Consider the following 12804-nt stretch of genomic DNA (forward strand, 5'->3'; position numbering starts at 1 on the left):
ATAGCCGGTCGCTTATGCGACCAGTCCGAGTAGTACGGGAGCGGCAAGAGCAGCCAGGCTGCCGCCGATTAGCGGACCAACAACCGGCACCCATGAGTAGCACCAATCGCTTGATCCTTTGCCTTTAATAGGCAGTAGCGCATGCACGATACGTGGACCTAGGTCACGAGCAGGATTGATAGCGTATCCGGTAGGTCCGCCAAGCGAGACACCGATACCAACAACGAGCAGCGCAACCGGCAGAGCTGAAACACCACCGAGACCAGCAGGAACGCCAACCTCTGCAACGCCGTAATCGGCGAAACCGAAGATCACGAAGACGAGCACAAAAGTGCCGATAACCTCGGTTATGAGATTCCAAGCGTATGAGCGGTTTGCCGGGCCGGTTGCGAATACGCCGAGTTTGGTTGCAGCCTCTGGCTCTAGATCAAAGTGCTCTTTGTATGCGAGCCACGCAATGAACGCGCCCAGCATAGCGCCAACCAGCTGCGCGCCAACAGCAACCATAAACTGTTCTGCGGTGATAGCGCCCTTAATTAGCAGCGCGATTGAAACCGCAGGGTTTAGCTGTGCACCCGAGTACGCTGAAACCAGCACGCCCGAGAAAACAGCAAGACCCCAGCCCCACGTAACCATGAGGAAGCCGCCACCGTTGCCTTTTGTACCCTTAAGAGCGACGTTAGCGACAACGCCAGCGCCGAGCAAAAGCAGCATCGCTGTGCCTACCGTTTCAGATAGGAAGTACAAGCCTAGATTAATGTCTTCCATTTTGACATTGACCTTTCTAGTTTAGGGTCAGAGTATTTGGCTCTGACGCATTGTTATTAGTGAGGATAAATATGTGTTTATTGTACCGGAGTTCCGATATCAGCAACGCCGGTTTGCGACAGCAGCACTCGATGGTTTGCGCGCAATATTGCTGCTGTGCGGGCGATCTCTGCTTTTTGCTTAGCAGCATCCCAGCCGAGCGGTTTTGCAATAGTTGCTGCGACCTCCTGCAGGGTCTGCTCGGTTAGGTAACCGAGGAATGCCAGGTGGGTGCGGCGCTTGAGCAGATCGTCAAGGTGCACAACCTGCTCGGTTGTTGCAAGGTAGGCGAGCTCTTCCTGCGAGTATCCGTGCGCGTGCTCGAGCATTTTTTCGCCGTTTTGAATCTGTGCGAATATCTCGGTTGCGTGAGTGCCGTACCTGTGTAGCAGCTCGGTTGCGCGATCCACCGCAACTGAACCGCGGTTAGCGGCAAGCCACTTGTTGATCTGCTTAGCATTGGCTGGGAAGTTCTTACCGCCACCGATCGGCAGCTCCAGCGTGCTCGCCTTGCGAGTTATTTCAAGCTCTTTCATTGCGTCGTTCGCAAAGTGCTCGGCAAGCGCGCGGAACGTGGTCCATTTGCCGCCAATCAGGCTAAGGAAAGGAACTCCGCTGAGCTGTGTGCGCTCAATGCGGTAGTCACGTGACACGAAGCCGGGGGCGGTGTCGTCGTGACTTGGCAGCGGGCGAATACCGCTGAAGGTGTAAACAATCTGATTGCGATCAAGGATTATGCCCGGGAACACGTGATGTACGAGGTCGAAGAAGTAGTCAATCTCGCTGTCAGTGCAAACAACTTTTTGAGACGGATCGGCATCCACATCTGTTGTGCCCACAAGCACGCGGTTTTTGAACGGGTAGATCAGTACGATACGACCGTCTTTGTGCTCAAAGAAAATCTCGTTGCCTCCCGTTGCTTTGTAAAGCTCAGGGTTGTCAAGCACAATGTGTGATCCTTTAGTGCCGCCCATAAAATTTGTTGCGTTGCCAAAGGTTGCGTTGGTGATGTCTGTTTCCGCTCCGGAAGCGTTTAAAACAACCTTTGCCTTAAACGCAAAAACCTCACCGGTTGTTTTATCTTTAAGCTGCACCGCGCCGTTTTCAAAGCCGACGGCCGCAACATAGTTTGCTGCACGCGCCAGATCGCCGCCGTGAATTTTGCCGTCGCGTAGCACATCAAGTGCGATCCGCTCAGGATCATGCATCGAAGCGTCGTAATAAGTTGCGGTGTATTTGACGTCAGAACGCATCTCGGGGAATGACTCAAGGCTCTTTTTGCGCCCAACAAAGCGATGTCTAGGCACTGCGCCACCGTCGCGAGAGAAGATGTCGTAGATTGTCATCCCAATTTTAATAAGAGCTGCGCCGCGTTCCGCCGGTTTCCCTTTGCCGTGGGTTACAAGCATTCGCCAGGGGGCTGAAACTATGCCGGAGAAAGTGGAAAAAATTGGCATTGTGGTGCGCAGCGGCTTCACAAAGTGCGGGGCATTTTTAAGCAGCCGATTGCGCTCTACAACCGCCTCCTGCACGAGGCGAAACTCGCCATTTTCGAGATAGCGGATACCTCCGTGTACCATGTGGCTGGATGCGGATGAGGCTCCGGAAACAAAGTCAGCCTGCTCAACAAGCGCAACATCTATGCCCTGTAGCGCAAGATCTCTAAAAGTAGCGATGCCATTGATGCCGCCGCCTATGATTAAAACATCTGCCTCAGCTCGGTCGCGGAGTGTTTTAACTGCGCTGCGGGGAACTAGATTTGTCACCTGATGTCTCTTTCTATTGCTGGTTAGGGCGTTAATTAACGCTTTGACTGTTACAAAGTGAGGGCATTATAAGAACAACCACACGGTTCTGAAGTATATTACCGCAAAAAGCTGTGACAACCAGCTATCAAATGCGCTTTGAAACAGATTTGAAACAAAGCAAAAAAGATTCCAGCACACGTGTTTTTGCACTGGGATTAAGGGGGGGGGGATAGGGTGGCTAACGGGACTTGAACCCGCGACCCTCGACACCACAAGCCGATGCTCTACCGACTGAGCTATAGCCACCATATTAAGTGCGATTGCACTTAACTCAATAAACTATATAGGACAAAAAGCGATTGCGCAAAGCCGTTAAGGCGCGTTTTAGTCGCTAACAAAAATATTTTCGCGATAGTAGGCAAGCTCGGCGATAGACTCCAGAATGTCATCCAGCGCACGGTGATTACCGGTTTTTACGGGAGCTTTTTTGCATACCTCAGGATGCCAGCGCTTACCAAGCTCTTTAATTGTGGAAACATCAATGCTGCGGTAGTGCAACAGCTCGTGCAACTGTGGCATATAGCGGCTCAAAAAAGCCCGATCCGTGCCGATAGTGTTGCCCGCAACAAGCGGCCGCGCGTTATCCTGTTGCCACTGCGCAAGGTAGGAAATCGCCTTTTCTTGAGCTGTTGCGGGTGAAAGGCCCGCGCTAATTTCGGGCAGTAATCCGCTCTTTGTGTGCATTTTGCGCACAAAATCGTTCATGTTTGCAAGCGCGTCAGAACCCGGGTTAATAACTAGCTGCAGCCCCGGTGCGAGCGGGCGCAGCTCAAAGTCGGTGACGACTACCGCTATTTCCACCAGCCGGTCTCGCTCCAGATCAAGCCCCGTCATTTCACAGTCTATCCACACAATATGATTCGCGCTTTGTTTCCCCATGCGCACCAGTTTAGCCAGTGCCGCTGATATTTATCGCTAAAATCTAATTATGGCAATTTTACCAATATGCATCTACGGACAGCCGGTTTTGCACACTTTAGCAGAGGTTGTCACCGAGTTTGATAAAGAGTTACACCGTTTGATAGCGGATATGCACGAAACTACGGTTGCAGCTCCCGGTGTGGGGCTTGCTGCGCCGCAGATTGGTATTGGAAAGCGGATCTTTGTGTGGAACTACGCAGATCAGGACGAGGCTCCCGCGATCGGTGTTGCGATCAATCCTGAGCTGTGGATAATCCCGCCAGAACCGGGGCAGGCGGATCCGGAGCACGAGGCTGAAGGCTGCCTTTCTTTTCCGGGTGAGCGGTTTGAGCTGCGTAGATCAGCCGCGGCTAAACTCCGTGCGCAGGATGCCGACGGAAAATGGTTTGAGATCTCTGCAACGGGATGGTTTGCTCGCATTATGCAGCACGAATACGACCATCTAAACGGTTACATCTACGTGGACAGGCTAACCGGCTATGCTCACAACGAAGCAATGCGCATTAAACGAAAACGCAACTGGGGTAAGCCGGGGCTAAGCTGGACTCCCGGAATTGACAGCCTCGAGGGGTAGCGGATTGCGCTAGCGCACCGGTTAGTAGTACGATTTTCTGGCGGCGTACCAGCCAGGGGATCACCAACTGGTCGCGCAGCCATCTAGCGACGCAGCTTTCTGACAGCGCGTCAGCTGGCGCGCAGGCTTTCTAGTGACTCGCCAACTAGTGACGCGGTTTTCTTATGTAGTACTCTCGTACAACAGGAATGGCTCCGGTTACGTGGTTTGGCTCGATAAGCTCGCTGGTGTTTAGATCATCGCCCGCATTTCGCTTGTTTTTAGGCAGGGTTTCTGGCGCGAAAAGCCACCATACTAGCGCAACGCACAGAATTACGCCCGTCACCGTGAAAGCGGGTCGGTAGCCGTAGTGGTCAGCTAATAATCCGACCGCAATGGGTGCTATCATGCTGCCGACATCTACCGCCATTTGACTTGCTGAGACCACGCCGGTGCTGCGCGATCCTTTGGCAACATCGGCAATAATAGCCTGCTGTGCGGGGTTGGCGAGTGATGCGCCCATACCACAGGCAGCCATCAGGGCGCACAACACCTGAATATTGGCAATAAACGGCAATGTGAAATACGTGCCGGCGATAATCGCCAGCCCTATTAGCACCATCGGTTTGCGCCCGTACCTGTCATTACAGCGCCCCGAAGGGATTATAAGCAGCGCGTTGCCCGCTGCAAACGCTGCCAGCGCCCATCCCGCAGCGGCGGGGCTTTTGTCTACCACCGTGATCACGAACAGTGGCACCACCGAGATACGCGCGCCCCAGATTGCCCATCCCGTTGCAAACAGCGACGACATAGCGGCCTTAAACGATGGGTTTTTGAATGCCTGTGCGATTGTGACGTGCTCATCCGCCGCAGTGTTTGCGCCGCTTGCGTCTGCCGCTGGCTGGGCTTTGATTGTGAAGCCGATTACAATAACGGATATTATCAGCGTAGCTGCATAGAAAACGAAGGGGGTACGGATTCCGAAGTGTGTTACCGCAGCTCCTAAAACCGGCCCGCACAGGTTGCCGAGCAAAAAAGCGGCGCCGTTGTAGCTAACAACCCTGCCGCGCATATCAACGGGGGCAAACTTAATGAGCAGAGACGTTGCCGCAACGCTGAACATAACCGAGCCGATGCCGCCGAGGGCGCGCATCACAATCATGCTCTGATAGTTTGTAACGAACGCACAAAGTCCCGTTGAAACGGCGACTATTGTAAGACCGAGCATATATGCGGCGCGCTCTGTGAACTTGCTTGTGAACAGGCTCGCGAGCGGCGCGCCAACAATGCGCATTAGCGCGAAGGCGCTAATCAGGGCGCTGGCGAGGGTCACTGAAACGCCAAAAGATTTTGCTATTTGCGGAATCACCGGTGCGACAACACCGTAACCGAGCGAAACGCAGAAAGATGCGGCAATTAGTGCCCAGAGCTCGTGGGGAAGCTTGTGATGTGACACCCGTACAACCCCCTCAAAATGACTGCTACTAAAATTACAACTACTTAAGTAGAGCACCGCCGATTACTACGGTGGTGCTCTTACCATGATGCAACCAGCAGCCCAAAGTGAGGAAACCGCTGACTGTTGCACTGCGCCCTAAGCAGGACTCGAACCTGCAACCTACGGATTAGAAGGCCGTTGCTCTATCCTTTGAGCTATTAGGGCATATCAGCACTGAGTATTTTACCGTAAAAAGATGGGTTTGTGTGTGAGCGCTGTCAGACGAGGGTTATTTTGTTTGTCAAGTAGCGGCGAGGGCTTATAAAAGTATAGACTTGAGCAAGAATAAATTTATTTCACTTTAATATGGAGGCGTTTTGAGTACCGCACACAACGATCCCGGACACGGAGATTCCCCTGCCGCCTGGACGGGAGTTATCATTATGATTCTTGCTTTTGCAGTTGGTGCTGTGTTTTTTGTGCTGGATAAGCCCGTTTACGTGTGGGCGAGCCTTGCTGTTTTTCTGCTCGGTCCCGTTATCGGGTTCATCATGGCAAAGGTAGGGTACGGCATTAAAGGGCCTAGGTTCGTGCCAAAGGAGCATCACTAAACTGTGCTGAGCGACTTATATTCAGGTTCGCTGGAAGATGCTAGGGCACGCCAAGAACGAGTTTCTATAGCGGAGCTGGAAGCTGCTATCGCTCTAAAACCTCCCGCGCTTAACGTGCTTGCAGCCCTTGCGCCCGATGAGGTGATAAAGATTATCGCGGAGGTTAAGCGGGCTAGCCCGTCCCGGGGTGAACTGGCCGAGATTGTAGATCCGCAACGGCTTGCTAAGCAGTATGAAGCGGGGGGCGCTGCGGCAGTGAGTGTGCTCACAGAACAGCGGCGCTTTAAAGGATCCCTGGCGGATCTTGAGAGCGTGCGTAAAGCCGTTAGCGTGCCTGTTTTGCGCAAAGACTTTATTGCCAGTGAGTATCAGCTGCTGGAGGCTCGTGCGGCGGGTGCCGATATGGTGCTGTTGATAGTGGCGGGGTTGGAACAGCCTTTGCTGAAGCGCCTGTACGAGCTAACTCTGCAGCTGGAAATGACCGTTCTGGTCGAGACGCACACCTCAGAGGAGGTTTCCCGCGCGGTTGATCTGGGGGCTGAGCTGATCGGTGTGAACGCTCGTAATCTGAACGATTTTACGCTCGATCGTGATCTTTTTGCGCAGGTTGCCGATCAGATCCCGAGCGGCGTTATTAGGGTTGCAGAATCTGCTGTTATGAGCGTTGCTGATGTGGCGCATTATCGATCCGCCGGAGCTGATGCGGTGCTTGTTGGCGAGGCGCTAGTTGTGAACGGCGACCCGACCGAGACGGTTGCCGAGTTTGCCAGTGTTGCCTAGTAAACTGGGCGCTTTGCTTATTTTGGAGGGATTATGGCTTTAAGCGGTGCACGCGGCCCGAAGTTCGGCGAATACGGCGGGCGGTATATGCCAGAGTCGCTGATTATGGCGATTGCCGAGCTGACGGAGGCGCACGATGCTGCGCTGGCTGATCCGGAGTTCAACCGCGAGCTGCGGGAGTATCTTAAGCACTATGTGGGCAGACCCTCAGAGCTTACGGAGGTGCAAAACTTTGCGGCGCAGATTGGCAGCAAAGCCAGAATTTTTCTGAAGCGGGAGGATCTTAACCACACCGGCTCGCACAAAATAAACAATGTGCTGGGGCAGGCTCTGCTCACAAAACGGCTCGGCAAAACGAGAGTAATCGCAGAAACCGGTGCTGGGCAGCACGGAGTTGCCACCGCAACCGCAGCGGCTTTGCTCGGGCTTGAGTGCACAATATACATGGGCGGGTTAGACACTGCACGGCAGGCTCTAAACGTTGCGAGAATGCGTCTTTTGGGGGCGGAAGTGATCCCCGTGAACACGGGATCTCGCACGCTGAAAGACGCTATTAACGAGGCCTTCCGCGACTGGGTTGCAACGGTTGACAACACCAACTACATTTTTGGAACCGCGGCAGGGCCGCATCCGTTTCCCACTATTGTTTGTGACTTTCAAAAAATAATCGGAGAAGAGGCCAGAGAGCAGATGCTCGAGCGTACCGGCTCGCTGCCAACCGCGATTATTGCCTGCATTGGCGGCGGATCGAATGCGATTGGGCTGTTTAGCGCGTTTTTAGACGATAGCGATGTGGGTATTTATGGCGTTGAGGCGGCTGGTGAAGGGCTTGATTCTGGGCGCACCGCTGCTTCAATTCAGCGCGGTCGCCCGGGAGTTCTGCACGGTGCGATGACTTACGCCCTGCAGGATGGTGACGGGCAGACGCTCGACTCGCACTCGATTTCTGCCGGGCTTGACTACCCGGGTGTTGGTCCGCACCATGCCTGGCTTCATGATATTGGGCGCGTTAAATACATTGGCGCAAGCGATGCGCAGGCGATGGAGGCATTTAAACTGCTCAGCCGCACCGAGGGTATTATTCCAGCGATAGAGTCGGCGCACGCGCTTGCGGGTGTGTTTGAGGTTGCAAAAACCCTCACGAGTAGCGACACAATTCTGGTGAATCTGTCAGGGCGCGGCGACAAAGATATGCACACCGCGGCTAACTATTTCGGGCTTATTAACGACGGGGAAATATCGTGAGTAAAACAGAACGGGCAATAGCTGCCGCGCACAAGGCTGGCAGAACCGCTTTTGTCGGGTATTTGCCGCTCGGATTTCCCGATGCCGCAACAACTGTGGCAGCTGCAATAGAGCTTGCCAATTCGGGAGTGGATATTATCGAGCTGAGCCCGCCCTATTCTGATCCGGTTATGGACGGTGAAGTTATTCAGCGCGCAACCAATACGGCGCTCGCTAACGGCTTTAAGTTTGAGCAGCTGTTTCAGATAGTGCAAGAGATAACAAGCACGGTTAAAACGCCGGTTTTGATTATGAGCTACTGGAATCTAATTTTGCAGTACGGCGTTAAAAAATTTGCCGCAGATCTTAACAGAGCCGGTGGCGCGGGGCTTATCACCCCGGATATTACGCCGGAGTGCGCGGATGAGTGGATCGCCGCCGCCGATTCTGAAGGCTTAGATAAAATATTTCTGGCCGCGCCCAGCTCCTCTGCTGAGCGGCTGCAAATGATCGCGAGCAGCAGCCGCGGCTTTGTTTACGCCGTTTCAACAATGGGCATAACAGGCGCGCGGGACGAACTTGATAGCGCTGCGAAACAGCTTGTTGCGCGGCTTAAAAACGCGGGTGCAAAATACGTTTGCGTAGGAATAGGCGTGAGCGTGCCCGCGCACGTGAGCGCAATTGCCCAGTACGCTGACGGCGCGGTTGTTGGCACGGCTCTGGTGCGAGAATTGGCTGATGCCGGTGTAAAATCGCTCGGTGATAAGGCGGCAGAGTTTGCTAGCGCTACGGCGGCTACAAGAATTACTAACTCTTAAAGACGGTTGAAAGCGAAAATAACAGATGTTACTAACGAGTATTCCAAGCCCTGAGCTACAGTATTTTGAGGTGGGCCCGTTCCGCGTCCACATCTACGCGCTGTGCATAATTTTTGGCGTGATAGTTGCCGCTATTGTGACCGGCAAGAGGCTTGCTAAGCGCGGTGGGGAGCGCAGTGCGGCGATCGATTTAACCGTGTGGTCTGTTATTGCGGGCGTAATCGGCGCGCGAGTTTTTCACGTGCTAACGCACTGGGATGATTTTTTTGGTGCGGGGCGTGATCCGCTTGAAGTGTTCCAGATTTGGCGCGGCGGAATAGCTATTTTCGGCGCGCTAATCGGTGGCGCAGGCGGTGTTCTAATAGCTTCGCGCATGACCGGAATTAGGTTTCTGTCTTTTGCGGATGCGCTTGTGCCCGGGCTTTTGCTGGCGCAGGCTTTTGGAAGGCTGGGTAACTATTTCAACCACGAGTTGTTTGGTGCGCCCACAACTCTGCCGTGGGGTCTGGAAATATCATTGAGCAATCCCGCGTATCCGCTGGGGTTGCCATCGGGAGTGTTGTTTCATCCAACATTCCTGTACGAGATGATTTGGAACTTTGCGGGTGTTGTTGTGTTGCTGCTAATTGAGCGCAAACTACGCCCGCGGTGGGGTACTTTTTTTGCGATGTACCTCGTGTGGTACGGTTTTGGTAGGTTCGTAATTGAAGGAATGCGACTGGATCCCAGCTTTATAGTTGTTTTCGGGTTGCGTACAAACCAACTTGCTGCGTTGCTCGCAATTGTGCTGGGTATTGCGCTCTACTGCTATCAAAAAACGCGCCACACCGGAATTGAAAATAACGTGTATCTGCCGGGTAAATATCGCCCCGGAAAGTCGGTGTTGCCGATAACCTCTGATCCGTCAAAATATCACATGATTTTGGCGCACACAGGAGTTGTTGCGAGCGTAACTAAACCGACTGCAAAAGATACTGAAAGCTAGAGTAGATTAGAGAAAGGGTGGCTATGCGTCACGCGAAAATTGTTGCAACATGGGGGCCGGCTGTTGCCAGATACGAGATGACACTCGAGATGTTGAAGGCCGGTGTGAACGTTGCGCGCATGAATATGTCTCACGGCACGCACAATGTGCACGACGGGATCTACCGCAATATTCGCCGCGCCGAAATCGAGGTGGGGCGTCCCGTTGCGATTCTGGCGGATCTGCAGGGTCCTAAAATTCGGCTCACCAAGTTTGCCAACGGGCCGTACGAACTGCAGCTGGGTGACGAATTTGCAATCACTGTCAGGGATATTGAGGGCACAAAAGAAATTTGCGGCACTACCTACAAGGGGTTGCCGCAGGATGTTGCAGTTGGTGATCCGCTGCTAATTGATGACGGAAAAGTTGCTTTGCGAGCTGTTAAAGTAACCTTTGACACGGTGCACACAGTTGTTGAAGTGCCGGGAGTTGTTTCTAACAACAAGGGAATTAACCTGCCGGGCGTTGCCGTTAATGTGCCTGCGCTCTCTGAGAAAGATGAAGACGATCTTAGGTTTGCGCTCGATTTGGGTGTTGACTATATTGCGCTTTCTTTTGTGCGCAGTGCGAAAGATATTGCCCGGGTGCATGAAATCATGGACGAAAAGGGCAAGCGCCTGCCCGTTATCGCAAAAATTGAGAAGCCGCAGGCTGTTGATAACCTAGCTGAGATTGTGGATGCCTTTGATGGGATTATGGTTGCCCGTGGTGATCTGGGCGTGGAGATGCCGCTCGAGCAGGTGCCGATTGTGCAGACGCAGGCGATTATGCTGGCGCGGCAGGAGGCGAAGCCGGTTATTGTTGCGACGCAGGTTTTGGAGTCGATGATTGAGAATCCGCGCCCAACCAGGGCGGAGGCGTCAGACTGCGCGAATGCGATTATTGATGGCGCGGATGCGGTTATGCTCTCGGGTGAAACCAGCGTAGGTGCGTACCCAGCCGTCGCGGTGAGCACTATGGCGCGGATCATTGAGGCGACCGAAACCCATGCGCTGTCACGAATTGCGCCGCTGGGGAAGGATCCGCATACGCAGGGTGGCGCGCTCACGCTCGCTGCTAACGAGATTGCCAACTTTGTTAATGCGAAGTTTATTGCGGTGTTCACAGAGTCGGGCGACACTGTGCGTCGGGTTTCACGCCTGCGCAGTTTGATTCCGATTCTCGGCTTCACAACCTCTGAAGAGGTGCGTCGCAGAATGGAGCTAACCTGGGGTGCGCGTAGTTACAACGTGCCGCACGTTAAAAACACCGACAAAATGTTCGAGCAGGTTGATAACGTGCTGATAGACTCGGGCAAAGCCCGGGTGGGTGACATTGTGATTGTGATCTGTGGCACCCCCGCGGGTGTTATTGGCACAACCAACACAATGCGGATTCACAAAATTGGCGAGGCTACCGGGCGGATCGTCTAAGTCTCGGGGCGCGGCAGGGGTTTTCTGTCGCGCCCCGATTTTATCTTCGCGTCAAATTACGATACGCTTGTTAAGGCACTCTGTAGCATATGCCGGATTGGTGGAATTGGTAGACACGACGCACTCAAAATGCGTTGCCGCAAGGTGTGAGAGTTCGAGTCTCTCATCCGGCACAGTTAGCTTTATTAAGAAGCTCTAATTTGCCCGGTTTATAGTTTTTTTTATTCAGCAGTTTTTTAGAGATAAGGGATAGTCTATAATCGTGAACGAAGAAAACATTACCAAGAGACGAGTTGTTGTTGCCGAGGATGAGTCCTTGATTCGGCTAGATATAGTCGAAACGCTTAAAGACAATGACTACGAAGTTGTCGGCGAAGCCGGCGACGGTGAAGAGGCTTTGCGGCTTGTTACCGAGCTGAAGCCGGACGTGGTTATTATGGACGTAAAGATGCCTAAGCTAGACGGTATCTCAGCGGCAGAGCAAATCAACAAGGAGGGAATCGCTCCGGTTGTGCTCCTCACCGCGTTTAGTCAGAAAGAATTGGTGCAGCGCGCAGCAGAGGCAGGAGCTCTTGCTTACGTTGTAAAACCATTTACACCTAACGACCTGTTGCCCGCGATTGAGATTGCGGTTTCACGTTTTGACCAGATTATGACGCTTGAAAACGACGTGGCTGATTTGGCAGAGCGTTTTGAAACCCGTAAGCTTGTAGATCGGGCGAAGGGAATTCTAAACGACAAAATGGGTTTGAGCGAGCCCGAGGCGTTTAGGTGGATTCAAAAAGCTTCTATGGATCGCCGTTTGACGATGGCCGATGTTGCTAAAACAGTTATCGACCAGCTAGGTCCAAAGAAAAACAATCCAGCATAATCAGCTCCTTTAATGATAACTGGTAGCTGAGGGGGCACAGTGTTTTGCGCTGTGCACCCTCAGTTTAATGATTATCGTTGGGGCTTGTAAAAGTTTGTGATCCGTACGGTTGAACAGCGTGCGCCATCGCTGTCTCGTGTGATTACTATTTCGTGCACCGTTAAAGATTTGCCCGTGCGAATGGGTGTGCATACCCCGATCACATACCCTTCTGTCGCGCTGGAAGTGTGGGTTGCGTTAATATCCACTCCCACTGCGACCTTATCTGTGGGTGCTAAGAAGTTGGCGTGCATCGAGCCGAGAGTTTCGCCGAGCACAGCATAAGCGCCCCCGTGCACCAGCCCGATTGGCTGCGTGTTGCCGGCAACGGGCATTCTTGCAACTGCGCGATCGGGGGTGAATTCGAGTATTTCGATTTCCATTTTTGCGGCGAGTTTCCCCAGCCCGCGAGCAGCTATAAACTCCATGCCGCTGTTTGTTTTGCTCATTTTGCTCCTTGTCTTTAATGCCTTTCATAAATGATACACAGAGGGCAGC

General features: G+C 53.2%; 13 protein-coding genes and 3 tRNA genes. 9 read left to right on the plus strand and 7 right to left on the minus strand.

The features are described 5' to 3' along the window. Positions 1-12 precede the first annotated feature (12 nt). The 4 genes from KJY78_RS00545 to orn all read right to left on the minus strand — a co-directional run bounded on the left by KJY78_RS00545 (position 13) and on the right by orn (position 3494). The gene (locus tag KJY78_RS00545; RefSeq protein WP_214336437.1) at positions 13-768 is read right to left on the minus strand and encodes an MIP/aquaporin family protein; all 756 of its coding nucleotides are present in this window, start codon (positions 766-768) and stop codon (positions 13-15) included. Between the two features lie 77 nt (positions 769-845). Continuing rightward, positions 846-2573 carry a glycerol-3-phosphate dehydrogenase/oxidase gene (locus tag KJY78_RS00550; RefSeq protein WP_214336440.1) on the minus strand — a complete coding sequence of 576 codons (1728 nt, stop codon included), beginning with the start codon at positions 2571-2573 and terminating at the stop codon, positions 846-848. Between the two features lie 215 nt (positions 2574-2788). Next, positions 2789-2861: transfer RNA gene (locus KJY78_RS00555), tRNA-His, on the minus strand. Between the two features lie 78 nt (positions 2862-2939). Continuing rightward, entirely contained in the window at positions 2940-3494 is a 555-nt protein-coding gene (gene orn / locus KJY78_RS00560; protein WP_214336443.1) for an oligoribonuclease, read from the minus strand. A 49-nt stretch (positions 3495-3543) separates the two neighbouring features. Here orn and def point away from each other — a divergent pair, with 49 nt between their 5' ends. After that, entirely contained in the window at positions 3544-4110 is a 567-nt protein-coding gene (def, locus tag KJY78_RS00565) for a peptide deformylase (protein ID WP_214336446.1), read from the plus strand. 145 nt (positions 4111-4255) lie between these two features. Here def and KJY78_RS00570 read toward each other — a convergent pair whose 3' ends face one another. Both KJY78_RS00570 and KJY78_RS00575 read right to left on the minus strand, forming a co-directional pair. Next, positions 4256-5545, minus strand: a complete 1290-nt coding sequence (locus KJY78_RS00570) for an MFS transporter (RefSeq protein WP_214336449.1) — start codon at positions 5543-5545, stop codon at positions 4256-4258. Positions 5546-5679: 134 nt separating this feature from the next. Further along, a tRNA-Arg gene (locus tag KJY78_RS00575) sits at positions 5680-5752 on the minus strand. A gap of 152 nt (positions 5753-5904) precedes the next feature. On the opposite strand from KJY78_RS00575, the gene KJY78_RS00580 reads away from it, so the two are divergent. From KJY78_RS00580 to KJY78_RS00615, 8 genes are all read left to right on the plus strand, one after another. Next, a complete protein-coding gene (locus KJY78_RS00580) occupies positions 5905-6138 on the plus strand; it encodes a DUF6704 family protein (RefSeq protein WP_214336451.1) in 234 nt (77 codons plus the stop codon). Positions 6139-6141: 3 nt separating this feature from the next. Then, positions 6142-6918, plus strand: coding sequence for an indole-3-glycerol phosphate synthase TrpC (trpC, locus tag KJY78_RS00585; protein ID WP_214336454.1), 777 nt, complete (start codon positions 6142-6144; stop codon positions 6916-6918). Between the two features lie 33 nt (positions 6919-6951). Beyond that, positions 6952-8163, plus strand: a complete 1212-nt coding sequence (trpB, locus tag KJY78_RS00590) for a tryptophan synthase subunit beta (RefSeq protein ID WP_214336457.1) — start codon at positions 6952-6954, stop codon at positions 8161-8163. Continuing rightward, complete coding sequence (trpA, locus tag KJY78_RS00595) at positions 8157-8960, plus strand: tryptophan synthase subunit alpha (protein ID WP_431732315.1); 804 nt, start codon at positions 8157-8159, stop codon at positions 8958-8960. Before trpB ends, trpA begins: the two co-directional genes overlap by 7 nt. Before the next feature lie 25 nt (positions 8961-8985). Continuing rightward, complete coding sequence (gene lgt, locus KJY78_RS00600; protein WP_214336463.1) at positions 8986-9945, plus strand: prolipoprotein diacylglyceryl transferase; 960 nt, start codon at positions 8986-8988, stop codon at positions 9943-9945. Positions 9946-9968: 23 nt separating this feature from the next. Beyond that, positions 9969-11396: a pyruvate kinase gene (gene pyk / locus KJY78_RS00605; RefSeq protein WP_214336465.1), complete on the plus strand. Its 1428-nt coding sequence runs from the start codon at positions 9969-9971 to the stop codon at positions 11394-11396. 91 nt (positions 11397-11487) lie between these two features. Further along, positions 11488-11569 (plus strand) — tRNA-Leu (locus tag KJY78_RS00610). 89 nt (positions 11570-11658) lie between these two features. Then, the gene (locus KJY78_RS00615; RefSeq protein ID WP_369804396.1) at positions 11659-12267 is read left to right on the plus strand and encodes an ANTAR domain-containing response regulator; all 609 of its coding nucleotides are present in this window, start codon (positions 11659-11661) and stop codon (positions 12265-12267) included. A 71-nt stretch (positions 12268-12338) separates the two neighbouring features. Here the strand turns inward: KJY78_RS00615 and KJY78_RS00620 are convergent, their stop codons facing one another. Continuing rightward, the gene (locus tag KJY78_RS00620; protein WP_214336467.1) at positions 12339-12755 is read right to left on the minus strand and encodes a PaaI family thioesterase; all 417 of its coding nucleotides are present in this window, start codon (positions 12753-12755) and stop codon (positions 12339-12341) included. Positions 12756-12804 lie beyond the last annotated feature (49 nt).

The organism is Canibacter zhuwentaonis (genome assembly GCF_018531145.1).
GTDB classification, from domain to species: Bacteria; Actinomycetota; Actinomycetes; order Actinomycetales; family Microbacteriaceae; genus Canibacter; species Canibacter zhuwentaonis.